The sequence below is a fragment of the Prevotella sp. P5-92 genome (genome assembly GCF_002251245.1).
GTDB lineage: Bacteria > Bacteroidota > Bacteroidia > Bacteroidales > Bacteroidaceae > Prevotella.
This window is the reverse complement of the sequence record NZ_NPJG01000018.1, coordinates 1-23,704: the sequence shown is the minus strand read 5'-3', so window position 1 is coordinate 23,704 and position 23,704 is coordinate 1. Positions and strand designations below refer to the sequence as shown.

The following is a 23,704-nucleotide window of genomic DNA, read 5'->3' as shown; positions in this document are numbered from 1 at the left end:
GCTGCTTACTCTTCTTCCACGTCTGCATAGCTGAATACGAGGGAGCGGGTGGCCTTGCCGTAGGCGGAGAAATAGCCGAGACAGCCCCCTGAGAAGTTGGCGATGGGGTTTGACGCCACGTGCCCCATCTGCTGGAGGGAGTGGAGATAGTCGTAAGAGGCTTTGTCGATGGCCCGCAGCTCCATCCTCACGTTGTCGCCGTCGAGGAGCTTGTCGTCGTCACCGTCGTCGGTGTCCTCGGTCATGCAGTTGAAGAGCTGCTGCAGTTCGCCGTTGGAGTTTACATTATCCTTGAGCACAGCCCAACGGTAGCCTACCCCATTGCGATAGAGATGCATGAAGAAATAGTTTGTCTCGTGGCAGAAGTCGTCGAAACGCAGATCGGCGAAGAGCATCCTCGTTGACAACATCTTCTTCCACACGAAGCGTAGCGACTTGATGACGGGCGTGCGTTGCATGACCGACGACGAGGTGAAGCGTTGTCCTTCGACCTCGACGACGATGTCGTATCTCACACCAGCCTTTCCCTTGCCGGTGGAAGAGTAGATGCCGTTGACGCTGCGCGTGAGGGTCTGCAGGGAGCCGTTGGAGCCGCTGATGGTAATGACAGCCCCGTCAACGCCAGTCTTCGCCTCGCTCGAGTTCATTGCTCTCGTCTTGTTGACGGCGATGCGCGTGCGCTGGTTGTCGAGTTCCGCTTCCACCACATAGAGCGGCTCAGCCTCCTTGAAGTCGAGGTCGAGATCCTTGGTGCAGGCGGTAAGACAGGTGATTGCCCACGAGAGGGTCAGGAGTGATATGATGTTTTTTCTCTTCATAATGCCTTTTTGAAATATTGATGCCCATCGGGAAGGATGCCTGACGGGGGAGGAAATCAGAAATATACCGAGTATGCCACAGACGGCAGTATGCCGAAGAGACTGTATTGCTTTGCCTTGGTGCGTGCGCCGTCGCTGCTGTCCTCGAAGTCGATGAGCAGTGCATTGTAGCGGTTATAAGCGTTATAGATGCTGAACGTCCATTGGCTCAGTGTGCCAGTCTTCGGCGTGCGTTTGCTCCATGTGGCGCTGAGGTCCATGCGGTGGTAAGCCGGCGCGCGGTAGCTGTTGCGTTCGGGATAGTAATACACCCAGTTGTCGATAATCTCATATTTGCCGTATGGGGCGGTGAAAGCCTGTCCGGAGTTATATACCCATGTGGCAGCCACCTTCCATCTCTTGCTTGCCTGGTACATGCAGACGATGTTAATGTCGTGGCGGCGGTCGTTGTTGGCATCGTACCATCGGCCACCGTTGATGCCGTCGATCCTCGTCTTCGACCACGCGAGGGTGTAAGAGAGCCATCCCGTGAGGCGGCCTTTGTTTTTCCTTATGCTTGTCTCGATACCATATCCACGACCTTTTCCTGCAAGGATGAGTCTTTCGATCTCAATCTCGGAACTGAACGTCTTTCCGTCGCGGTAGTCAGCCACATTGCTGATGGTGCGCCAATAAGCCTCAATAGACATGTCGTACATCTCGTCGGGCGTGACGGCGAAGACGCCGGCACTGATCTGATCGGCTATCTCAGGCTTGAGGATATTGCTCGTGAGGGCATAGCGGTCGAAGGGTGTGGAGAGGCTCTGGTTGCGCAGAGCGTGGATGTTCTGTGTGGTGCGTGTATATCCTGCCTTGATGCTGACGGAGGGCGAGAGAAGGAGCGTGGCGCTAAGTCGCGGTTCGAGGTTGACCCATGTCTTGACGATCTCGTTGCTCTTTTTCTTATACAACCGGATTATCTCCCCTTCCTCGTCGATGCCGTAATACATTGTGCCGCCAAGTGCGCTGTAGGAGTCGAGGCGCAGTCCTGCCGCGAGTTTCAGCCACTGGCCGAAGTTGAGGTTGGCGTTTATCCAGATGTTGTTGTCCCAGCTGCGGCGTTTCTCTTTCTGATGGTTGTTCACGATCTGCCATTCAGCCGACTTCACGTCGAGCAGCGTCGTCTGCAGTCCCGTCTCTACAATGTGTGAGCCTGTCTGGATATGGAAGTTCTGTCGGAGTCCCACCTGACGGATATGTCCCGTGAAAGACTGCTCCATGCCGAGCAGGTCGATGCCGTTTTCGGTATTATATCCGGAATAGTAGAGCGAGGTCTGCGAGTGTGAGTGTGTGCCTGTGCGGTGTGTCCACCGCAGTGTGGAGGCGAGGTTGGTCCATTTCATTCCCATCATGTCCTCGAGGCGTATGTTGTCGTAGCCGGTGAAGAAGGTAAGGCTGACCCTGTCGCGGCTGCCAAGGACATAATCCACCTTGGCGTTGATGTCGTGGAAGTTGAGGGTGTTGTCCTTGAAGTCGGGGATGAGTTTCATGAAGAGGTCGAGATACGACCTACGAGCAGCCACGAGGACAGAGCCGCGACCGCCGTCGAAGGGTCCGTCTATTGAGGCTTTGGCAGCAAGCAGTCCGATGGTGCCGCCGCCGTGCCAAGCGTCGCGGTTGCCGCTCTTTGCGTTGACGTCGAGCACAGCAGAAGATGCTCCGCCGAAGGCGGCCGGTATCATTCCTTTATATAGTGTAGCCGCGGAGAGAGAAGCGTCGTTGAAGGCAGAGAACAATCCTGCCAAATGGCCTACATTATATACAGGGGCGTCGTCATAGAGCACTTGATTTTGTACGGATGTGCCGCCACGTACTTGAAAACTGCTCGATGCCTCGCTTTCACTCTTAACGCCTGCCAACAGTTGTATAGACCTCATGATGTCGTTTTCGCCAAACAGCGCTGGCGTGATTCTCAGGTCGTCGAGTTCGAGCTGTTCGGCACCCACCTGCACGTCGCTGACTCGCTGTCGCGGCGACTGTGCCGTGACGACTATCTCACGTATGGTGTCGTTGCGTGTGACGACGGTGTCGGCAGGCATGCCGTTGAGAGACAATAGCGTTAAAAGTGATGAAATGATATTCATTGTCGTGTTACACGAATAATCCGTCCCTGCTGCATGGCAGGGACGGATTTCGTCTAATTATTGATTATTTTATTCAATATTTGAAGTGTCAATACAAGTTGTTGCCGAGGAGACGCGGCGGTATAGCGGCGGCGATAGGCGGGCGGTCTTACATAAAGTAAGACCCTACAACGGCAGCAACTGCAGTATCAACTCGTCAACTGAACATTCAACTTGTCAACTCGTCAACTGAACATTCAACTTGTCAACTTGAAAGGATTATCTCCAAGACTCTTCCTCTACCTTCATGCTTGCGATATCGTCGATAGGATATGGCTTGAAGGAGTTCCAGTTAACGAACTGTCCGGCTGGCTTAGCCCTATTGCTTCTGTTGATGGTAAACTTCATTACTGTGGTGTGGTCGCCATTGCCTGCTCCTACAGGATATTCACCGATGGCAGGATTGCCGTAGCCCTCAACCACGTTGTTGAGAAGTTCCTTGTTGTAGCGTGCGAGCACTGCCCATGATGTGGCAATAGAGCGATCGCAGTTTGACCACATGTCAACCTGAACGATATATTCACCATCTTCCACAAGGATTTCAGGGATGAAAATGTTCTCGTTGTTCAGTCCGTCAATATTACAACCTGCGTTTGAGTCCTTGTCGAGACCAAATTCTACAATACCTTCAGATGTGTTAACAGATCCGCCACGGTCGCCGAAGTAGATGTGTTTTCCTGATGGTGTATAGAGATGGAGGTCGATGTCCTTCTCGTTGTTGAAGCTGAGGTTAATCTCGAGGTCGCCGCTCTTTGTCTCAACGAAAGAGATTGGGAACTCGGTGATCTTTGTATATTCGCCAGACTTTGTCTTTGCGCTGACAAGGATGGTGACGTTAGTGTCGAAGAGAACGCTATAGAGGATTGGGATGAGATAGCCATTATCGGTCTTTACAGCGCTGTTTGCTGCGCCATTACCCTCGGCTACAGGAGCCACTTCCCAATAACCGTTCACATTCTTTACACCTACGAAGAACTTCTCATATTCCGTCTGAGTGGTGATGGTAACGATGTTTGAGCCACCGGCAATAGCCTGTCCGTTCATGGTGATGCCTCCGATACCAGATGTGATGGTTGGTGTAGGCATGGCAGCATCAACATAAGTTGCGTCAACGATGCTGAAATAATACTTTTCAAGAAGGCTTGGTCCACCTGGTGTTGGAGTTGGATCTACAGGATTGTCGCTTACTGAACATGCGGAGAATCCAACGACACCTAGTACGAGAAGAAGGTTTAGCAATAACTTTTTCATAATATGATGTTTTTTGTTAGTTTCGCCCCGTTCATTATTCATTTCCTAATCCACTTTCCTGTTGGGGCGTATTGACAGTAGGTGAACTATATTTGTATGCAAAGATAGTGATTATTGTTTAATAATGATATAAATCAAGTGAAAAATTAAGTTTTATTAACTCTCTCACTTTTTCTCTAACCACAGCGTCACCTCGATGTCTTGGTCTGAGTCTTTGTAATGCCATACTAACGAGGTGGCGGTACAACTCATAATCTCGGCGAGTAGCCTTTGGCGGCGTCCGTCCTCGTCGTACTCGAGGCGAACATAAGCGTCGCCTATTTCGTATTGACCGGAATAGGCGACATAGTCGTCGTCGTCCCACTTAGTTTCCTTGGCATAGAGGCGGAACGACATGTCGGCGGCAAACACCACTCGGGTATATAAGAGCTCGATGTCGGTCTCAGGCTTTATCTCATACTTCGTGATGTGCCATTCTCCCACGGCGATATCGGCGGGATGAATGTCGTCGTCGCTGCCACATGCCAAGAAAACTAACAATGGTAAGACAAAAAGAAGGAACTTCCTCATTACTTCACACGCTGTTGACCGTCAACGATATAAAGTCCTGAAGGAAGGCTGTCGAAGTCGTTCGTGTCAGCCACCTTCTGGCCGGCAACATTATACACGCCACGATTCTTTGCGCTTGCGGCAGCATCGTTGATTGTTACTCCATCGATGCCAGCGGTGATTTCGTTATACTCTTCAGAAGTAACGAGAGTCAACTCGTTAGGGAAGTCGCTTGGCACTTCGAGATAGGCGGTGTTGACAGGCAGGACTGAAGCCGTGCTGTTATAGACGAAGCCGAGTTTGCCTTCGCTGGTCACGCCGAGCATACGCACGGTGGCAGTGTTATCAACCTTATCGACAATCTTGGTCTCTTCACAAGAGCGGTAAGCTGCACGGAGAACGTTAGGTGTGGTAATAGCCTCAGGAGCGATGCCGTTGAGCTGCATCTTATTGTCGGAGGGATTGGCTGAAGCGCACTTCAGGATGACTGGTGTGCCGACGGGAAGGTCTGATGTGACTTCCTTGTAGATGGCGTACGCCTTACCGTCAGAGAGTTTCTTTATGGTGTTGATGGCATAGACTTTGATGTCAGAGGAAACGAAATGTACGGGGAAATAGACGGCCAAGGCATCGTAATAAGCGCCATTGTGCTCCAGACGTGGAGCCACTCCGATAAAGTTGTCAGCCTCGTCAACACGCTTCAATCTCCATTTCGAACCGCTGTCGCTTATCTTTCCTGTCTTTACAACACCATCCAACCATTCGTAAGTGTCTTCATCACGAGTTTTACTTGCCGTGAGATACTTCTGTGCCGCCACGCCGTTGACAGTAGCTGTAGCGGTGGCGTAGAACAGGTCGCCGTCAGCCTTCTCGATATAGAACTTTGCGTTTCCGGCAATGGTCTTTGCGCTAACGCCTTGTCCTTCCATATCAATCTCGTAAGCAGCGCCGCCTCCCTTTACATCAAGAACGGTGATCTTCAATACTGAGGAATAGAGCGACTTGAGTCTTTCCTGATTAACGCAACCACGGATATTATCCAAGGGATATTCGCCCTTGGCATAGTCTATGTCCTGTGGGGTCTTTGACTTGAAGTAGATGCACTGTTGGATATCGTCGTTCTCAACGCGATAATATCCGTCGGTAACCTGTGCATTGGCGGTGGTGACAGCGGCTGCTGCGAATACTGTGAGTAATACTTTCTTCATAATATTGGGTTTTTATAAAGTAAAAAAGGCTGCACCTTTCCTTGTAGTCAAGAAAATAGTGCAGCCCATTTAGTGTTGTTTTGATAATGTTTCGATATTATTGTGCGATACAGATAGTCACACGGTTGAGATCATTCTCAGCGTATGGCTGCACGGTATCGCCCTTGAAATCGATGTCAATGCGAGAAGCGGAAATGTTATAGTCCTTAACCAACATACCTGCAACCACCTTTGCACGATGCTCAGAGAGGTCCTTGTTGATACGCTCGTTACCAGTACCCTTGTCAGCATATCCGGTCACGCTGACGCGTGAGTTTGGATTAGCCTTCATGTACTCGGCAATCTCGCGCACCTTCTGGCGCTCTACGTTGGTGATAGAGGTGCTGCGAATGGTGAAGAACACGTCGCGGCGGATAGGCTGAACAGCTGCAGGTGCTTCCTTCTCGACAACCTTTTCTACTACCTTCTCCACTACCTGTGGCTCAACTACCTGAGCGGCAGGAGCAACGGTACGAGTGGTGTAGGTCTTGCCGAGGTTGACCTTCACGCCAGCGAGGGCGTTGAAATACCAGTCGGCGTTGCCAGCCTTCTTTGAGTTGAAGTGGTCGCTAAGAGTATTAGCGTTGACCTCAAGACCGAGGCTTACGGCATCGCTAAGACGGAAGTCGGCTGTCACACCGGCCTGAGCGGCGAAGTTTGTCTTCGAGTCGTACCAGAGATAACGCAGAGGCTGATAGCCATCAGAGAAATTCTGATACTGTGCGATGGCGGCATTGGCAGCCTTTGCCTCGTCGTTAGAGAAGGCTATGTTGGCGCCGATACCTGCAAAGATGCCGAAGTTGAACAGACGTGTAGGATTATAGCCGCAGAGGAGGTTTGACATGTTTACTGTCACGTCAACCATAGGAGCGACATACTTCCATTTCCACTCGAAAGTTGCGTCATCAAACTCCGAGCCGGCTTTGCTTTGCCATGCGTTGACGGCCAGGCGAGCTCCAAGAACCGGGCTGAAGTTATAACCTACACCAATCTGAGCATTGTAGCTGTTTAATTTTCCAAAATCCAATTCACCGAGGGTGTGCTGGATGCCGAGGGGCTGGATCTGCACATACCAGTGAGGATTGAAGACATATTCTGTCTTAGCCTGAGGCTCCTGTGCGGATGCCGAGAGGCATACCGCAGACAGGAGACAAGCCATTATCGTCTGTTTGATTTTCATTACTTTCGTATTTTCAAATTATTGTTATCAAAATTAGCGTACTGGCTGGATGTAAGACTTAACACGGCTGTTGACACCTGAGAAGTCAACTGCGAAGTAAGATACCTCGAAGATGTAGTCTGCATAGTCAGCCTTTACAACGAATGGGAAGTCGCGTACTGAGCCAGAAACAACCTTTCCGAGCATGCCGCCACCATTGCTGTTTACATAGTTGAGTGCTTCCATACACTTAGCGTCGCCGTTCTGAGCTGTCTTCTTCACGCCACCCTCATAGCGGATAACGTTTGTAACAGCAACGAGCTTCTTACAAGCAGGAGCGAGGAGCTCACCAGTGTATGAAGTGGCAACGAGTGTAACCGCGCTCTGACCTGAACCTGCGAGCTGGAGCTTGGTAGGAACGAGGTAAGCATCGTTGATACGGGCGTATTTGCCGTTGTTGACGAAGAGGAGCACTGGCTGGAGCTTAGAGTCGATGTTCTTCACGAATCCCTCGAAGCGATCCAATACTTTGTTAACCTTGTTGATGTAGTTGTTGGCCTTAGCTGTGTACTCGTTGAGCTTGCCATTAACCTGATTCTGGAGGTTGGCAATCATGTTGTTAACCTGGCTCTCCATAGAACCTGCGATGTCGTCAGCATAATCCTCAAGAATATCTCTCAGCTCTACAGTTGTATTGAATACAGCATTCTGTGCAGGGATAGTAATTGTACCGCCATGACCATCGCTAACATTCTGTGCAGGAATAGTTACAGTACCGGTCACTGGAACAGAAGTTGTACCTGTAACGTTAACATCTACATTTATGTTCTGATTGAACTCGATGGTGATGTTGCCAATGGTAGCAATGCGCTTAGAGAGCACGCCAGTAGGCAAACCGTTAGTGCTGAATCTATAAGACAGAGGCTTGATAGTGGTCAGCGCGAGGTTGTAGTTAGAGAAGATGTTGTTCTCCTGCTTTTCTACGACATTGTTGTTTTCATCGATAGTGTATGAAGGATAAGAAGCCTTCACTGCGTAAGCATCGAGAACGTCAGAGAGTGTAGAATAAATGGTGGTAGCCATCTGTGTGAGGTTTACACCATTCTTATTGTCGAGCACATCCTTAGCCACATCCTTGATAGCGTCCATGTCAACACGAGCGCTGAGGCTTGGGATGTCAGCTTCCTTAACATAAGCCTTAGCCTCATAGAAGCCATTGTTGTTGCCAGCACGTGTCCAGCCGAACGAGAGCTTATAGTCTGATGGCTGCAGAGGAGACAGAGTCATTGGCGACTGCTCTGCTACGCTATTCTCGAGAGTCAGTTTCTTTCCTGTGAAGTCAACAGTATTTGGGTTAACAGTCACGTAGAGTGTACCTGCATAAGCACCCTTCTCCTTGTCGTCTGGATCGAAGTCGTAAACGCGCTCGTTAGCTCCAGCGATAGCCAATGGGTTGAAAGAAGCAAGCAGGTTGTCGATCTCCCAATCGTTAACAACTTGGTCGCCGCTAACATAAGCACTTGGGCTTACAGAAGGGAACTTAACAGCTGTGCCACCATTCTCACCACAGAATGCAGCGAGCATAGTAGAACGCGTGTCGAACGGCAGGTTCATGTAGCCGAGAACTGGGTTTACAGTGCCCTGGATGATTATACCAGTAACCTGATCTGCCATGCTCTGGTTGAGAGCTGCTACCTGAGCCTTGATCTTAGCTACATCAGCCTCAATTTTATCAAGTCTGTTTCCGTTGTCAGTGCAATACTGCTCGAATGCCCTCTGGAAAGCGCCGAGAGTAGAATAGGTGAAGCCTGCGCCCTTCAGTGCGTCGATAGCGTCGGTGGTGAAGCGCTTAGCGGCAATGAGGTTGTCATCTACTTTCTTTTCGAGTTTGTCAAGATCTGCACGGAGTTCGTTGACCTTATCCCACAGTGGCTGGAGGTCAACAGGTGAAGAGCCACCGCAAGCCTGAATGTGTGCGTTAAGCTGACGTTCAAGTTCATCTGCCTTGTTCTTTGCTGTTTCTGCGTTTGACTTAGCTGTGGCAACGTCCTGTATCAGCTGAGTGAGCGCAGGAGTCCATGTAGTGATAAAGCTATTGAATCCAGCAACAGCAGTCTCAAGATCGGTGATTCTCTGAGCGAAGTCAGACATTGCGCCAACAGTAGTCTCAAGATTGTTGAGTCTCAACTCACTGGCTCTGGCAAGGCGGAGAGCCTCTTGAGCGTCAGCGGCAGCCTGAGCGGCAATGATGTTAACGTCGTTGATCTGACGTTCGAGGTCGATATCCTTCTCCTGCAGATTACGAATATCGCCGAGAACGCCGTCGAGCTTACGGATAGCAGTTTCGAGTTCAGTTATCTTCTCGAGATAAGCCTCGATCTTTACATAGTACTTGTCAGCTTCTTCCTTTGTAAGATAGTTAGATTCTTTAATAGCCTTCTCTACTGCTGCAAGACGAGTCTTAACGTCAGCGAGCTCTGACTCGCATGCAGCCTTGGCTGACTCGAGAACAGAAACCTGGCTCTGGAGTCCCTTGATCTGAGCCTCAAGAACTTCCTTAAGAGAAGCATTCTCTCTCTGCAACTGGCCGCGAAGATCGGCAATTGCATCCTCATCAGTGTCCTTACAAGACACAGTTGTTCCCACGGCGCCAACGAGCAGTGTCGCCATGAGGAAACCATTGATAATTCTTCTTTTCATTTTACTTAATATTATGTTTATACTACTTATTATTCTATGTAACACGTACATACGCACATCTCTCATTAAAAAGATTTTCATAACGCACGAGTTGACTCTAGTCTATAATCCGCCACAAAGTTAATGTTTTTTATATTACCGACAAAGTTTTTCTTGCTTTTTTTTAAAAAAAGTCCAACTTTTTTCTATTTTCTTGATATAGATATTGCGAAAAACGAGCTTACACCTTATTATATATATATAGGAATATTTTATATAAAGACTCTGATGGTGTTGTAGTTCATGATGTTTTACGGCTCTCGGCTGTTGATTTTACTAACCAGATGCTCAGCTCGTACAGCACATACATCGGCATTGACACGACGAGCAAGGTAAACACGTCGGACGTGGGAGTGATGACGGCTGCGACAACGAGGATAGCCACGATGGCATGACGACGATAGCGGCGCATGAACGACGACGAGAGCAGTCCGGCATGGGCCAACAGCCATGCCACCACGGGAATCTCGAACACTATGCCCATGGAGAGCGTCATGGTCATCAGCGTGCTGATATACGAGTCGAGAGTGATCATGTTTGACACTTCGCCGCTCACCTGATAGGTGCCGAGGAAGCGGAACGTGAGCGGGAAGACGAGGAAATAGCTTACCGCCGCACCCAAGAGGAACATCAGATAGCCAGAAGCGACAATGCGCACCGCATAGTGACGCTCACGCTCGTAAAGGGCAGGCGAGACAAAGCGAAACAGCTGATAGACCACATAAGGCGAGGCGCAGATGGCGCCCACACACAACGCCGTCTTCACATGGATGACAAACTGCTGCGCCAGTCCAGTGCTGACAAGCTGGACGTAGAACGGCTCCATATCCTCGCCGCAGAGCGAAGATACGCGGTGCAGAAGCCTATAAGTGACAAAGTCAGCTTCCTTAGGAGCGAGCACCATGTCGAAGACGGGCATCTTGAACAGGAACGCTACGACGCCACACACGACGACGACGGCGATGACCTTTATGACGACGCCTCTCAACACTTCGAGATGATCCCAGAAAGACATCGAGCCATCCACTATTCCTCTTTCTTTACCGTGTCAGCCGACGAATCTTTTTCCTCTATGCCGTTCATTCCTTCCTTAAACGACTTCACGCCTCGTCCGAGGCCGTTCATGAGTTCGGGGATTTTCTTTCCTCCGAAGAAGAGCAGGACGACGATGGCTATGAGCAGCACTTCCTGGAAGCCTATGCCTCCAATAAAAGAGATTGTATTCATATTCAAGGTGTTATGTGTTACGATATGTTTTGTTTAAGTTCCTCAACCATGCGGTCGATGCGATGCAGCTCGTCGGGGATCTTGATGCGTTGCGGACAGTGCGACATACACTCTCCACAGCCTATGCAGTGGCTGGCCTGACGGAGCTTGGGGATGGCGCGGTCGTAGCTCACAAGGAAGGCACGTCGGGCTCTCCTGTACTCGTCGTCTTGTGCCTCGTGAGGCACGTTGCCCTCGTTGACGCATTTGTTGTAATGAGTGAGGATGGCGGGGATGTCTATTCCGTAGGGACACGGCATGCAATACTGGCAGTCGTTACACGGGATGGTGTTTAGTCCCGCCATGTCGTTTGCCACGTCCTGAAGGAATTCTATGTCGTCGTCGCTGAGAGGATCGAGTGGACAATAGGATCGGAGGTTGTCCTGAAGATGTTCCATCAGCGTCATTCCGCTGAGCACGGTGAGCACATTGGGATAGGTGCCAGCAAAGCGGAAAGCCCACGACGCCACGCTACGTTCCGGGTCGCGCTGCTTCAGCCGAGCCACAATGAAGTCAGGCACTTTGGCCAGTCGGCCGCCGAGCAGCGGTTCCATAATGATGGCGGGGATATTTCGTTTCTTAAGCTCCTCGTAGAGATATTCCGCATCGGTGTTGAAGGGGTTGGTGGCTTTGGCATGTTTCCAGTCGAGATAGTTCATCTGTATCTGCACGAAATCCCAATGATACTTGTCGTTCTCGGCAAGGAGATAGTCGAAGATCTTTATGTCGCCGTGATAGGAGAAGCCGAGATTGCGAATCCTGCCTGCCTTACGTTCTTCGAGCAGGAAGTCGAGCATTCCGTTGTCGATATAGCGATTGTGCAGTTCCTCCATGCTGTCCTTTCCGCCGCCCACGGCATGGAGCAGCATATAGTCGATATAGTCAACCTGCAGTTCGCGAAATGAGGCGCGGTAGATCTCCATCGACCCTTCGCGACTCCATGTTGACGGGTCGAAGTTTGACAGTTTGGTGGCGACGAAATATTTCTCGCGCGGATGCCGTTTCAGGGCGATGCCCGTGGATCTCTCGGAGAAGCCGCGGCAATAGGCGGGCGACGTGTCGAAATAGTTCACGCCATGGGCGATAGCATAGTCAACGAGCTCATTGACAGCCTCTTGATCTATCTCTTCCTCATCTTCCTTGTCGGGCACGGGACGATGGGGCAGACGCATCATGCCATAGCCGAGCAGCGACACCTTGTCGCCCGTGGAGTGACACACACGCATCGTCATCTTATCGGTGGGTATTTCTCCTTCTACAGACGTTCCCGTCGTCTTCTCCTCCTTCTTGCCGAGGCATGACGACAGCCCTGCAACGGCAGCTCCAGCCACGCCCAAGGTCTTCAAAAATTCGCGTCTTGTTATATCTTTCATTGTCTGTATTTTTATATTTCTAATTTCAAAACGTGCTCTGCCGTTCATGTCCCTCGACGTAGATCGCGCTGAAAGGCCGCGAAGGACACAGGTTCTCGCAGGCACCACAGCCTATGCAACGCTCGGTGTTAACCACGGGTATCTTTATCGACTCCTCGTCGTTGGCGTCAATGGGCACCATCTGTATGGCTCCCGAAGGACAATGGCGGGCGCAGTTGCCACAGCTCACTCCTTTCGCCACGGGCAGACAGTTTTTCTTGATCCACACGGCATGGCCTATCCTGGTAGATGACTTCTCCTCGCGAGTGATGGGCTTGATGGCATTGGTGGGACACACATCGGCACAGCGGGTACATTCCAGACGACAATAGCCTCGTTCGTACGACATCTCGGGCAACATAAAGTGGCGCAGGTCGGAAGAGGGACGGAGCACGCCATTGGGGCAGGCTGACACACACAGCTGGCAGGTGGTACAATGGTGCGAGAAATGCCTCATGCTGAACGCGCCGGGAGGCAGGATGCGGGTGGAACGCTTGGGCGCCACCTTTTCCTCAATCACCGCCAAGCCGCCATCCACCTTCTTAGTCTGTGCCTCGACAACCGCCGTGGCGGCGAGCACAGTAGAAGAAGTGACAAAGGCCCTACGTGTCTCATCAACCCCAGCAGACTTTGCAGTAGCGTGATTATCAGTATGTTTCGTTGCGTAATTATCATCAGCATCTTTCTTGCGAGCCACGAGATGAATCGCCCCGTGCTTGCAATTGTCGATACAGTTCATACACATCACGCATCGGCTATAGTCGATAAGATGGTGCTTGCCGTCGATGCAGGATGCCTTGCACTTCTTAGAACAAAGTCCACACTTGTTGCACTTCGTCTCGTCAATGTGGATCTTGAAATATGAATAACGGGAAAGGAAACCCAAGATGGTGCCTACAGGACAGATGGTGTTGCAATAGGTGCGGCCGCCACGCCATGCAAGAACAAAGAGGACGACTAACGAGACCACGGCCACCACAAACGTGGGCATGGACTTCATCCACACGTCGGTCTCGTAAAAGGCATAACTGTCGAGACGCTCTGCCGCAGAGGCAAGCACATTGTTGCCCAAGCGATAGACAGGAGCGAAAAGATTTGACGCTATGCGTCCGTAGGAACTATAAGGAGCAACAATGGAAGCCCACGAACCCAAGCCGCCAAGAAACATAATGACAAACGCCACTAACACTGACCGTCGCAGCCAACGGCGCTCGGGTGAGTAGCTATAACGCATGCGACGCTTCTTGCCCATGCCTCCAAACCAAGCGATGATGTCCTGCATCACGCCCAACGGACATATCACGGAACAATAGACACGTCCCAAAAGCAAGGTAAGGGCAACGAGGAATAGCAACACCAAGACATTGACAGCCAACAAGGCAGGCAAGAACTGAATAGAGGCAGTCCATGCAAGCCACTTGTGTGCCATCCCCGTGAAATCGAGGAACAAAAGAGTTACCGCCACGAAGAAGAACGCCGCAATAACGAGTCGGATTTTTCTCAGCATAATGACCAATAAATAATTATTATCGTGCAAAATTACACGTTTTTTTCAAATAACACACACAAAAGCAAAAAAAAGTAGCCCCAACGCTCTACTTTTTGGCAATTCATACCATTATCTTCTCTAATTTTTAGTAACTTTGCACCCAAAAACAATATAATTCGCAAGATATGATACAATCAATGACAGGCTACGGCAAAGCTGTAGTGGCTTTTGGAGACAAAAAGATCAACGTGGAGGTGAAATCGCTCAACAGCAAAACCCTCGACCTCTCCACACGTATCTGCCCTCTCTACAGAGAGAAGGAAATAGAAATACGTCAGGCTATAGCCAAGACGCTGGAACGAGGGAAGGTGGATTTCGCCATCTGGACGGAGAAAAACGCGGCGTCTGACGCCACGCCGATAAACAAGGAGCTGATGAAAGCCTACTATAAACAGATATGCGACATTGTAGCCACCACCGGCATTCCACAGCCACAAGACATCTTCGCCACCATTCTGCGCATGCCTGACGTGATGACAAGGACGGAGATAGAGGAACTGACCGACGAGGAATGGGCCAGGGTAAGACAATGCATAGACAACGCACTGGAACAGCTCTTGGCATTCCGCCGACAGGAAGGTGCCGCCCTGCAAAGGAAGTTCGAGGAGAAGATTGACAATATCGAAAAACTGCTGGCTGAAATCGAACCATACGAGAAGTCGAGAGTGGAAAAGATACGCCAACGCATCATCGACGGATTGGCAAGCATACCCGAGGTGGAATATGACAAGAACCGACTTGAACAGGAACTGATATACTACATCGAGAAGCTGGACATCAGCGAGGAAAAACAACGACTGACAAACCACCTGAACTACTTCCGCGAGACAATGAACGAAGACGAGCACGGAATAGGCAAGAAACTCGGATTCATAGCACAGGAAATGGGAAGGGAGATAAACACCACAGGCTCGAAAAGCAATAACGCCGAAATGCAAAATATCGTGGTGAAGATGAAAGACGAACTGGAGCAGATAAAAGAACAGGTGCTCAACGCATTGTAAAATAAGAGAACAAAGAAATGAAAGGTAAACTGATAATCTTCTCCGCCCCGTCGGGCACAGGCAAGAGCACAATAATCAATTGGCTCATGACCGAACACAAGGAACTGAACCTCGCCTTCTCTATCTCATGTACAAGCCGACAACCACGCGGCACGGAACAAAACGGAGTAGAATACTTTTTCCTCACTCCCGAAGAGTTCAGAGCGAAGATAGACAACGACGAGTTTCTCGAATATGAAGAGGTTTATACCGACAGATTCTACGGCACGCTGAAGTCGCAGGTGGATAACCAGACGGCTGACGGACAGAACGTGGTGTTTGACGTGGACGTGAAAGGCGGATGCAACATCAAACGACACTATGGCGACAAGGCGCTCAGCGTATTCATACAACCGCCATCGGTGGAAGAGCTACGCCGACGACTTGAAGCACGAGCCACCGACGCGCCCGAAGTGATAGACCAGCGCATAGCACGTGCGGAATACGAATTGGGCTTTGCCAAGGACTTTGACCGCATAGTGATAAACGACGACTTGGAGAAAGCCAAGACCGACACATTGGCTATCGTTTCTGAATTCATTAACAGATAAATATGAGAATAGGCATCCTTGGAGGTTCGTTCAACCCTATACACAACGGACACATAGCACTGGCACACCACCTGCTCGAAGAGGCTCAGCTCGACGAGGTCTGGCTGATGGTGTCGCCACAGAACCCGCTGAAGGACGAAGAGCTACTGACAGACGAAAGCCTCAGGTTGGAACTCGCCACAAAGGCATTAGTGGGAGAAAGCCGGATAAAAGTATCCGACTTCGAGTTCTCCATGCCACGCCCGTCCTATACCTACGACACGCTGAAGGCTCTCTCTAAGGCTTATCCCGACGACACGTTCTCGCTGCTGATTGGCGGCGACAACTGGGAACACTTCTCACAATGGCGCGACAACGACAAGATAGTCGAGGAATATGACGTCGTCGTATATCCACGTCCAGGCTCTTCTATCGACAACACCAACCTGCCGCCAAGGGTGAGAATCGTTGACACTCCGCTATATGACGTGAGCAGCACGGAAGTGAGACGACGCCTTGCCGAAGGCGAGGACATCAGCCCTCTTGTGCCGCCTTGCGTGGCAGAGAAGCTGCAGCCAAAGGCAGCACGCGGCCTCTCGCTCTGGAACAAAGGCATGAGACTGCTGTCGAAGGCGTTCGTCCCTATCAAGGTCAACGCTTGCTTCTTCATCTTCATGTTTCTCGTGGGCTACACATGCTGTATGCTCGAAGTGCCAAAGATGAAAGGTGCGAAACCTTATCCACTAACTACCATAGAACTATTTTTTGACCTTTATGCCGTGTGCCTCATCCTCTCGTTCATTCCGAGGAAGATACGCAACTGGATACGGTCGGCAATGTATGTCATTCTATACACGGTATCGATAGTTGACATGTATTGTTTCGTGAAATTCAAATCGACACTCACACCGACGATGCTGCTCCTCGTAGGTGAGACAAACAGCGACGAGGCTAAAAACTTCTTCAGCGCTTACTTCGATTGGGATATGTTTGCGTCACCATTAGGCATACTCGTCGGCATACTCGCCGCGCATATAGCATGCGCCCTGCTGCTTTCACGACACACGACGCATCCCGCCGTTAGACACAAGCTAACAGGACGATGGGGGCGGATGTACAAGAAGATGTCGCCTTCGGAAAAGGCAAAGGTGAGCATTGGTGCCGCGGCAGGAGGAATACTCGGAGCACTGTCCATCTGGATGCTGATCAACGGATGGATAGAGACCTCAGCAAACAAAGAAGCAACGGCACGACTGCTGTCGTACGACAATATCGGCGAGGTGGAACACGAACTGACAAGGAAAGACCGCGCCACACTCTATCTGCCTATCTACCGACTGGCATTCAGCATCTACGCCAACCAGTTGGCATCAAAACAGCTCGACAAACTCATCGAAGGCACAGGACGAGTAAGGGTGGACTCGTGCTCCTTCCGCAGTCCGCATATAGTATTGATAATCGGCGAGAGCTATAACAAACACCACTCGCAGCTTTACGGTTACGACCGCGAGACGACGCCGCTACAACTTGAGCGCACGAAAAAAGGAGAGATGGTGGTGTTTGACGACGTGGTGTCGTGCTGGAACCTCACGAGCTTCGTGTTCAAAAACATCTTCTCGCTCCATGCCGTCGGCGACAGCGGCGAATGGTGTGACTACCCGCTGTTTCCCGAACTGTTCAGGAAGGCTGGCTACAACGTCACCTTCATCACCAACCAGTTTCTGCCTCAGGCAAAAGAAGCGGTATATGACTTCAGCGGAGGCTTCTTCCTCAACAACCCGCACCTCAGCGAGGCGCAGTTTGACGTGAGAAACCAGAAGCTGCACAAACTCGACGGCGGCGTGATAATAGAATACGACCGACTGAAAGACTCTATACCCAACCCCAACGTCAATGGCAACAACAAACTGACGATACTGCACCTCATGGGACAACATACCACTTACGGCTACCGCTATCCAAAGAACTTCAAACGCTATCATGCCAAAGATTACGCATGGCCGGCGTTGAGCCACAAAAACAAGATGATACTTGCCGACTACGACAACGCAACGCTTTACAACGACTATATCATCGACGAACTGCTGAAGAGGATGGAAGACGAGGAAGTGGTCGTTGTACACATGTCGGACCACGGCGAAGAGGCGTTCGGCAACGGACAGCCGCTATACGGAAGACTACACTCGGCGGTCGTTGACTATCGACTGGCACACGAGGAGTTTGAGGTGCCTTTCTGGATATGGACATCAAAGAAATACAGGAAGGCGCATCCCGACGTGATGCGAAGGATAAAGGCGGCAAGCCATCTGCCGTTTATGACCGACAACATCTCGCACTTGTTGCTTTACTTGGCTGGCATCAGCTGTCCTGACTATCGCAGCGACTATTGTCCGCTGGAAGACGACTACAATGCCCAAAGACCGCGAATACTGAAGGGACAGGTGGATTACAACAAGTTGATAGAAGAAAAATAAGATTAAGAGTATGATGGTAGCATAACTTGAAAAGAAGTCTGTAGCATAACTCAAAAAGAAGCTGATGTCATAAGATGTCGGCATCATAATATAAAAGAAAGAGAATTGAAAAATAATGTCTTATTGTCACGCGCGGAATGCAACGCGCTACGTGGACTTGCCATTCTCGGCATCATGCTCCACAACTACTGCCATTGGCTGAGCTTTGCAATAAAAGAGAATGAGTATAAGTTCCGCTTCTCGCGCAGCCAACAGCTGGCTGACTATATTGCCGGAGGCATCGATGAGATGCTGCCCATACAGCTGTTGTCGTATTTCGGCCATTATGGCGTGCCCGTATTCCTCTTCCTCAGCGGTTTCGGACTTACATTGAAATATGAGCAAGCCTCATCGCAGACTCCACCGGCAATGAACTTTGCCCGCTTCCACTACCTAAAGCTCTTGCGCATGATGGTGCCTGGATTTGTAGCATTCGTCATTATCGACTTTATGACGATAGGTCCCTATAAATATCCTGCTGAAAACGTGCTGGCTCTCTTCGGAATGTGTGCCAACCTGATGCCTGAGCCCAACAATGTAATATGGCCCGGACCTTACTGGTTCTTCGGACTGATGATGCAGCTATATATCATCTACAGCCTGCTGCTATTCCGCCGACATTGGGGCTACACGGCAGGAGCCATCGGCGTGTGCTGGCTAATACAAGCGATGTGCGACCCCGAAGGCGACACGCTCAACTATATCCGTTACAACTGTATCGGCGGGATGCTACCGTTCGGCGCCGGACTGCTCATAGCTCGTTTCTCTTCTGCGGGAAAAGAGCAAATCTCGCGTTGGCATTGGCTCTTGCGCTGCCTATTACTCACGATAGCGGTAGTGGCAGGCTGCTTCTCCTTCCATACATGGCTTTGGGTTCCGCTGGCCGTGGTGTTCGCATCTATCTGTCTCGTCAAGGCGTTGCCACGCTTCATCAACGACAGACTGATATGGATAGGTTCCATCTCGGCGGCAATGTTTGTCATTCATCCCGTGTTGAGAAAAATATTCATCCCTATCTCACGTCACGGCGACGTCTATGACGGACTGTTATTATACGTCATATCGACCATCGCACTCGCATGGCTGACCACACTGGTGACAGAACGGATTCCGAGTCCGAAGCTTTAGGCAAGGGAAACGAATAAGAACAGATACCGAATCTGGGACTTTAACTAAGAGAAAAATCATGTGTAACAAACAAGACAACGCTGCAATGGATACTTCGGAAGAGAAGAAAAACGACATACATTGGGCTGACCTCAGTCGATACAGAGGGGAGCTGATGGGCTTTGCCATGATCATCATACTGATGTTTCATGTAGGCGGACCGCACAATGAGACCTTCGCCTACTGCCTTAGCAGATGCGGCAATATAGGCGTTGACATCTTTCTCTTCCTCAGCGGAATGGGGCTGTGGTTCGCATGGCAGAAAAGACCTACACTGAAACAGTTTTTCTTACGCCGTTATATCAGAGTCTATCCGGCATGGTTCATCATTGCATGCCTGTACTTCGTGCCTCTTTTCCTCTCAGAAAAGATGTCGCTGACCGACACATTGCTCAACATCTCGTTTTACTACGGCTTCTGGACCATCTACAACGAACTACATTTCTGGTACATACCAGCCATCATGGCTCTTTACACCATAGCTCCGGCATATATGACACTCATCTCGCGCGACCGCGCATGGACGTGGCTGCCAATTGTAGCCATACTATTCTGCATACTCATGCGCTATGACAGCGACTTGTGGGCGGCGCTACGCCATTTAGAGATATTCTTCAGCCGCATACCCATCTTCCTGATAGGAATAAACATGGGACAATGGGTAAGGGGGAAACGCAAAGACAACGCCACGGCTTGGGGACTTGTCATCATCCTCCTCTTGCTCAGCGCATGGATATGCACCATACTTGAGGGCGGATTGCGCGGACGTTTTCCGCTGTTTATGGAACGCATGGTATATATTCCTCTTTCCATCACGCTCTCGCTCTTGATGTGCAAGATGTTTGACATTCTGCCTGCCTTGATTATAAAAGCGTTGGCGTTTGTCGGTACCATCAGCTTGGAGTTCTATCTAATCCACGTGGAGTTTGTGCTGAAATATATCAGGCCCTATGATCTTGGCTATTGGCTCACCACCATTCTAACACTTGTCATCACACTGCCTCTCGCATGGCTCTTGCACAAAGCCATTGAGAAGGCAATAGTAAAAAGGATTAAAGTATGAATATAATAAAGATTCTCCGTCCTCACCAATGGGTAAAGAACACGTTTGTCTTTATCCCGCTATTCTTCGGAGGCAGCCTCTTTGATGCTGCCGACTGGATAGCCTCAGCCATCGCGTTCTTCGCTTTCTGCATGGCTGCATCTACCATATATTGTCTAAACGACATCATTGACGTGGAGGCGGATAGGCGGCACGAGAAGAAATGCCACCGACCTATCGCAGCCGGACTGGTCAGCAAGACTGAGGCTTACATTCTGGCTGCAGTGCTGGCCGTTGTCGCACTCGGCGTGCCTTATATATATAATAAGGTGTTGGCTGTCGTCATAGCCATTTACCTGATGATGAATGTCGCCTATTGCCTACGCCTTAAGCAATATGCCATCATCGACGTGTGTGTGCTATCCACGGGTTTCGTACTGCGCATCTTGGCTGGCGGAGTGGCATCTGATATCGTTCTGAGCCGATGGATAGTGATGATGACATTCCTGCTGTGTCTCTTTCTCGCCTTCACCAAACGGCGCGACGACGTGCTGATAATGAACGAAACGGGCGAAGCGCCAAGAAAGAGCACCACGAGATATAACCTCACATTTGTCAATCAAGCCATCACCATCACCGCCTCTGTCATGCTTGTCTGTTATGTGATGTACACCGTCTCGCCCGAGGTGATCGAACGGTTTCAAAGTCCTAACCTTTACATGACGAGTTTCTTTGTCATCATCGGATTGCTGCGTTACATACAGCTCACGGTGATTGACAGGAAAAGCGGCGATCCTACGTTGCTGGTGCTAAAAGACAGATTCATACAACTCGTCGTCATTGGATGGCTCGCTACGTTTGCAATAATAATATACTTGTAAGTCTTTGACAAAATATTCCATTGACGATTAAGATACATTGAAACAATTCACTTGTTAAACGTTTCCTCACAATACAGAATGAAAACATTATATGCCTTTGATTTCGACGGCACCATCACCGACCGCGACACGCTCATAGGATTTATTGCGTCGGTATTCGGCACAACACGCATGCTGCTTGGCTTTGCCGCCAACCTTCCGTGGCTCTTGCTAATGCGCCTGGGACTTTACGACAACGGCAAGACAAAGCAACGCGTCTTCAGCCATTTCTTCAGCGGCATGGATCTTGTCACTTTCAACAGGCATTGCAAGGCTTATGCAGAACAGAACAGGCACATCATCCGACCAGAGATGCTGCGTCTTTTGCAGACATTAGACAAGGAGAAGACCGACATGGTGGTGGTAAGTGCAAGCATCACCAACTGGGTGGCGCCATTCTTTCATGGCCTAAACATCAAGGTCATTGGCACAGAGGCGGAGACAGCCGGCGGCAGTCTTACTGGACGTTTTGCCACGCCCAACTGCTACGGCAGTGAAAAAGTAACCAGACTGTCTGCCTTCTTTCCTGAACGCGACACGTACAACCTCGTGGCTTATGGCGATAGCCGTGGCGACCGCGAACTATTAGAATATGCCGACGTGAGTTACTTCAAAGGACAGCCTTTTGCAAAGAATCCACATCTTTAGGGAATAAACATATCTTTATAATAACACAAATTTTTAAAATAATACATATCTATAGGAAATCCACATCTTTAGACAATGATAAAAGAATTTCTCAAGACCTTCCGTATCAAACGCGAGGAACTCGTCCCCTCGCTCGTGGCATTGGCATTATTCATTGCCGTCAATATCATGGCGGTAAGCAAGTATTTCGGCATCTTCAGCCTCACGGGCAAAGCTGTTTGGAAACAGTTTATGGGCAACTTCCAAGTGTCGGGGTTTGACCCAATAACATACACCATACTGACCATCTGGGACGCCACATACGACCCTTACCGGCATCCCTTGTTAGCTTTCTTCATGTATCCCTTCTATCTGCTCAACAAAGGCATCACCGAAGTCACGGGCATGAACCTTGTTCAGATTCTTGTGATGATACCTTTGATTTTCTTCGCTTACTATAGCTTTATCTTTATCTTCAGGATATGCCGCGAGATCATCGGACTCCAACGCACCGACTCGACCCTTCTCGCGTTCATGCTCTTCTCGTTTGCCTATGTGCTGCTGACATTTATGGTGCCCGACCATTTCGGCCCGTCGATGTTCATGCTCCTGATGACTATATACGTCAGCGGGAAATGTATGCAACGGGGACGACGGCTGAACATCCGCCAGACATGGCTTCTCTTCCTCTTCACTGCAGGCACCACGCTGAGCAACGGCGTAAAAATATATATCGACGCTTTTTTTGTCAATGGAAAACGCTTCTTCCGCGTCAAATATATCTTGCTCGGCATTATCGTACCCTGTTCGCTGATGTGGGCCTTTGCCACTTGGGAATACAACACCTTCACCGTACCTCACCAGAAAAAGACGAAAGAGAAACAAATCAAAGAAGGAAAGAAAGACTACGAGAAAAGACTCGCCGCATTCCGCGACACCACATCGATAAAGGACAGCGCACAGATACTGAAAGTGTTCAACTACCAGATGCAGGTGCACAAACACGAGATATGGCTCGCCAACCAAAAGAAACCACACAACGCACACAAAGGGAAACCCATAGAGGACAAGGGATTTATGAAGTGGACTGATATCAGCACACCTCGGTGGGAATCGGTTGTGGAAAACATTTTCGGAGAGTCCATACAGCTTCATCCGCGCTACCTGCTTCACGACACTCTGCGCAACCGCCCTGTCATCGTCACCTACAACCACTGGGTGCCCTACTCCTTGGAAGCCCTTGTGGTGTTTCTGTTTGTTGCCGGATTCATCTGCGGCCTTCGTTCCCGGTTCTTTCTGATGGTTGCCACTGGGGTTGCGTTCGATGCCTTCATCCATGTCATCTTGGGCTTCGGCCTGAACGAGGCATACATCATGACCGGCCACTGGATTTTCATCATTCCCATCTCCATAGCCTATCTCATGCGAAAGGTCAACGGCCGCTGGCTCGTGGCGGTAAGGGCGACGACACTGTTCCTCACCATCGTCTTCTACGTCACCAATCTCATTCTGATGACAGAGTATTTCTGTGGATAAGCAAGACTCTGCCTCCTAAAAAGCGCCCTCCACTCCTTTATATAAAACCTCAAATCCGCAACCTATAGGGTTTAGTGGGATTTTGCTTGCAAAGCGACAAAATTCATTTTATTGTACATATTTCTTGCACAACAGAAATGTCGCAGACACAAAATCCCCTTACCCCATAAAGCG

General features: G+C 50.0%; 19 protein-coding genes. 8 read left to right on the top strand and 11 right to left on the bottom strand.

Annotated features, from left to right (window positions below; translation table 11 throughout):
• Nucleotides 1-5: 5 nt before the first annotated feature.
• The 11 genes from CIK99_RS02375 to CIK99_RS02325 form a co-directional block, all read right to left on the bottom strand.
• Complete coding sequence (locus tag CIK99_RS02375; protein WP_094379387.1) at nucleotides 6-818, bottom strand: DUF4249 family protein; 813 nt, start codon at nucleotides 816-818, stop codon at nucleotides 6-8.
• A 56-nt stretch (nucleotides 819-874) separates the two neighbouring features.
• A complete protein-coding gene (locus tag CIK99_RS02370; RefSeq protein WP_254047690.1) occupies nucleotides 875-2,941 on the bottom strand; it encodes a TonB-dependent siderophore receptor in 2,067 nt (688 codons plus the stop codon).
• A 258-nt stretch (nucleotides 2,942-3,199) separates the two neighbouring features.
• On the bottom strand, nucleotides 3,200-4,231 hold the full coding sequence (locus tag CIK99_RS02365) for a hypothetical protein (protein ID WP_144007873.1): 1,032 nt from the start codon (nucleotides 4,229-4,231) through the stop codon (nucleotides 3,200-3,202).
• Between the two features lie 165 nt (nucleotides 4,232-4,396).
• Nucleotides 4,397-4,801, bottom strand: a complete 405-nt coding sequence (locus tag CIK99_RS02360) for a hypothetical protein (protein ID WP_144007872.1) — start codon at nucleotides 4,799-4,801, stop codon at nucleotides 4,397-4,399.
• Nucleotides 4,801-5,988, bottom strand: a complete 1,188-nt coding sequence (locus CIK99_RS02355) for a hypothetical protein (protein WP_094379381.1) — start codon at nucleotides 5,986-5,988, stop codon at nucleotides 4,801-4,803. The genes CIK99_RS02360 and CIK99_RS02355 overlap by 1 nt, the downstream gene beginning before the upstream one ends.
• Nucleotides 5,989-6,085: 97 nt before the next feature.
• A complete protein-coding gene (locus tag CIK99_RS02350) occupies nucleotides 6,086-7,207 on the bottom strand; it encodes an OmpA family protein (RefSeq protein ID WP_094379379.1) in 1,122 nt (373 codons plus the stop codon).
• A 33-nt stretch (nucleotides 7,208-7,240) separates the two neighbouring features.
• Nucleotides 7,241-9,886: a hypothetical protein gene (locus CIK99_RS02345; RefSeq protein ID WP_094379377.1), complete on the bottom strand. Its 2,646-nt coding sequence runs from the start codon at nucleotides 9,884-9,886 to the stop codon at nucleotides 7,241-7,243.
• 280 nt (nucleotides 9,887-10,166) lie between these two features.
• Nucleotides 10,167-10,940 carry a twin-arginine translocase subunit TatC gene (gene tatC / locus CIK99_RS02340; protein ID WP_094379441.1) on the bottom strand — a complete coding sequence of 258 codons (774 nt, stop codon included), beginning with the start codon at nucleotides 10,938-10,940 and terminating at the stop codon, nucleotides 10,167-10,169.
• An 11-nt stretch (nucleotides 10,941-10,951) separates the two neighbouring features.
• A complete protein-coding gene (locus CIK99_RS02335) occupies nucleotides 10,952-11,152 on the bottom strand; it encodes a twin-arginine translocase TatA/TatE family subunit (RefSeq protein ID WP_094379375.1) in 201 nt (66 codons plus the stop codon).
• A gap of 17 nt (nucleotides 11,153-11,169) precedes the next feature.
• Entirely contained in the window at nucleotides 11,170-12,564 is a 1,395-nt protein-coding gene (locus CIK99_RS02330) for an aldo/keto reductase (RefSeq protein ID WP_371590815.1), read from the bottom strand.
• 25 nt (nucleotides 12,565-12,589) lie between these two features.
• A complete protein-coding gene (locus CIK99_RS02325; protein ID WP_094379371.1) occupies nucleotides 12,590-14,110 on the bottom strand; it encodes a 4Fe-4S binding protein in 1,521 nt (506 codons plus the stop codon).
• Between the two features lie 167 nt (nucleotides 14,111-14,277).
• On the opposite strand from CIK99_RS02325, the gene CIK99_RS02320 reads away from it, so the two are divergent.
• The 8 genes from CIK99_RS02320 (at nucleotide 14,278) to CIK99_RS02280 (ending at nucleotide 23,530) form a co-directional block, all read left to right on the top strand.
• Nucleotides 14,278-15,156, top strand: a complete 879-nt coding sequence (locus CIK99_RS02320) for a YicC/YloC family endoribonuclease (RefSeq protein WP_094379369.1) — start codon at nucleotides 14,278-14,280, stop codon at nucleotides 15,154-15,156.
• Nucleotides 15,157-15,173: 17 nt separating this feature from the next.
• Entirely contained in the window at nucleotides 15,174-15,746 is a 573-nt protein-coding gene (gene gmk, locus CIK99_RS02315) for a guanylate kinase (RefSeq protein WP_094379367.1), read from the top strand.
• 2 nt (nucleotides 15,747-15,748) lie between these two features.
• Nucleotides 15,749-18,199: a nicotinate (nicotinamide) nucleotide adenylyltransferase gene (nadD, locus tag CIK99_RS02305; RefSeq protein WP_371590814.1), complete on the top strand. Its 2,451-nt coding sequence runs from the start codon at nucleotides 15,749-15,751 to the stop codon at nucleotides 18,197-18,199.
• 123 nt (nucleotides 18,200-18,322) lie between these two features.
• On the top strand, nucleotides 18,323-19,366 hold the full coding sequence (locus CIK99_RS02300; protein WP_254047689.1) for an acyltransferase: 1,044 nt from the start codon (nucleotides 18,323-18,325) through the stop codon (nucleotides 19,364-19,366).
• Between the two features lie 58 nt (nucleotides 19,367-19,424).
• Nucleotides 19,425-20,468 (top strand): acyltransferase, encoded by a 1,044-nt coding sequence (locus CIK99_RS02295; RefSeq protein WP_254047688.1) that lies wholly within the window; start codon nucleotides 19,425-19,427, stop codon nucleotides 20,466-20,468.
• Nucleotides 20,465-21,328, top strand: coding sequence for a decaprenyl-phosphate phosphoribosyltransferase (locus tag CIK99_RS02290; RefSeq protein ID WP_094379363.1), 864 nt, complete (start codon nucleotides 20,465-20,467; stop codon nucleotides 21,326-21,328). Before CIK99_RS02295 ends, CIK99_RS02290 begins: the two co-directional genes overlap by 4 nt.
• A 78-nt stretch (nucleotides 21,329-21,406) precedes the next feature.
• Complete coding sequence (locus tag CIK99_RS02285; RefSeq protein WP_094379361.1) at nucleotides 21,407-22,015, top strand: HAD-IB family hydrolase; 609 nt, start codon at nucleotides 21,407-21,409, stop codon at nucleotides 22,013-22,015.
• Between the two features lie 75 nt (nucleotides 22,016-22,090).
• Nucleotides 22,091-23,530: a DUF6080 domain-containing protein gene (locus tag CIK99_RS02280; RefSeq protein WP_094379359.1), complete on the top strand. Its 1,440-nt coding sequence runs from the start codon at nucleotides 22,091-22,093 to the stop codon at nucleotides 23,528-23,530.
• The last annotated feature ends 174 nt before the right edge of the window (nucleotides 23,531-23,704 follow it).

Coding starts and splice junctions, on each gene's coding strand:
- CIK99_RS02375 (WP_094379387.1), bottom strand. CDS start 818: ATGAAGAGAAAAAACATCATATCACTCCTGACCCTCTCGTGGGCAATC.
- CIK99_RS02370 (WP_254047690.1), bottom strand. CDS start 2,941: ATGAATATCATTTCATCACTTTTAACGCTATTGTCTCTCAACGGCATG.
- CIK99_RS02365 (WP_144007873.1), bottom strand. CDS start 4,231: ATGAAAAAGTTATTGCTAAACCTTCTTCTCGTACTAGGTGTCGTTGGA.
- CIK99_RS02360 (WP_144007872.1), bottom strand. CDS start 4,801: ATGAGGAAGTTCCTTCTTTTTGTCTTACCATTGTTAGTTTTCTTGGCA.
- CIK99_RS02355 (WP_094379381.1), bottom strand. CDS start 5,988: ATGAAGAAAGTATTACTCACAGTATTCGCAGCAGCCGCTGTCACCACC.
- CIK99_RS02350 (WP_094379379.1), bottom strand. CDS start 7,207: ATGAAAATCAAACAGACGATAATGGCTTGTCTCCTGTCTGCGGTATGC.
- CIK99_RS02345 (WP_094379377.1), bottom strand. CDS start 9,886: ATGAAAAGAAGAATTATCAATGGTTTCCTCATGGCGACACTGCTCGTT.
- tatC (WP_094379441.1), bottom strand. CDS start 10,940: ATGTCTTTCTGGGATCATCTCGAAGTGTTGAGAGGCGTCGTCATAAAG.
- CIK99_RS02335 (WP_094379375.1), bottom strand. CDS start 11,152: ATGAATACAATCTCTTTTATTGGAGGCATAGGCTTCCAGGAAGTGCTG.
- CIK99_RS02330 (WP_371590815.1), bottom strand. CDS start 12,564: ATGAAAGATATAACAAGACGCGAATTTTTGAAGACCTTGGGCGTGGCT.
- CIK99_RS02325 (WP_094379371.1), bottom strand. CDS start 14,110: ATGCTGAGAAAAATCCGACTCGTTATTGCGGCGTTCTTCTTCGTGGCG.
- CIK99_RS02320 (WP_094379369.1), top strand. CDS start 14,278: ATGATACAATCAATGACAGGCTACGGCAAAGCTGTAGTGGCTTTTGGA.
- gmk (WP_094379367.1), top strand. CDS start 15,174: ATGAAAGGTAAACTGATAATCTTCTCCGCCCCGTCGGGCACAGGCAAG.
- nadD (WP_371590814.1), top strand. CDS start 15,749: ATGAGAATAGGCATCCTTGGAGGTTCGTTCAACCCTATACACAACGGA.
- CIK99_RS02295 (WP_254047688.1), top strand. CDS start 19,425: ATGTGTAACAAACAAGACAACGCTGCAATGGATACTTCGGAAGAGAAG.
- CIK99_RS02290 (WP_094379363.1), top strand. CDS start 20,465: ATGAATATAATAAAGATTCTCCGTCCTCACCAATGGGTAAAGAACACG.
- CIK99_RS02285 (WP_094379361.1), top strand. CDS start 21,407: ATGAAAACATTATATGCCTTTGATTTCGACGGCACCATCACCGACCGC.
- CIK99_RS02280 (WP_094379359.1), top strand. CDS start 22,091: ATGATAAAAGAATTTCTCAAGACCTTCCGTATCAAACGCGAGGAACTC.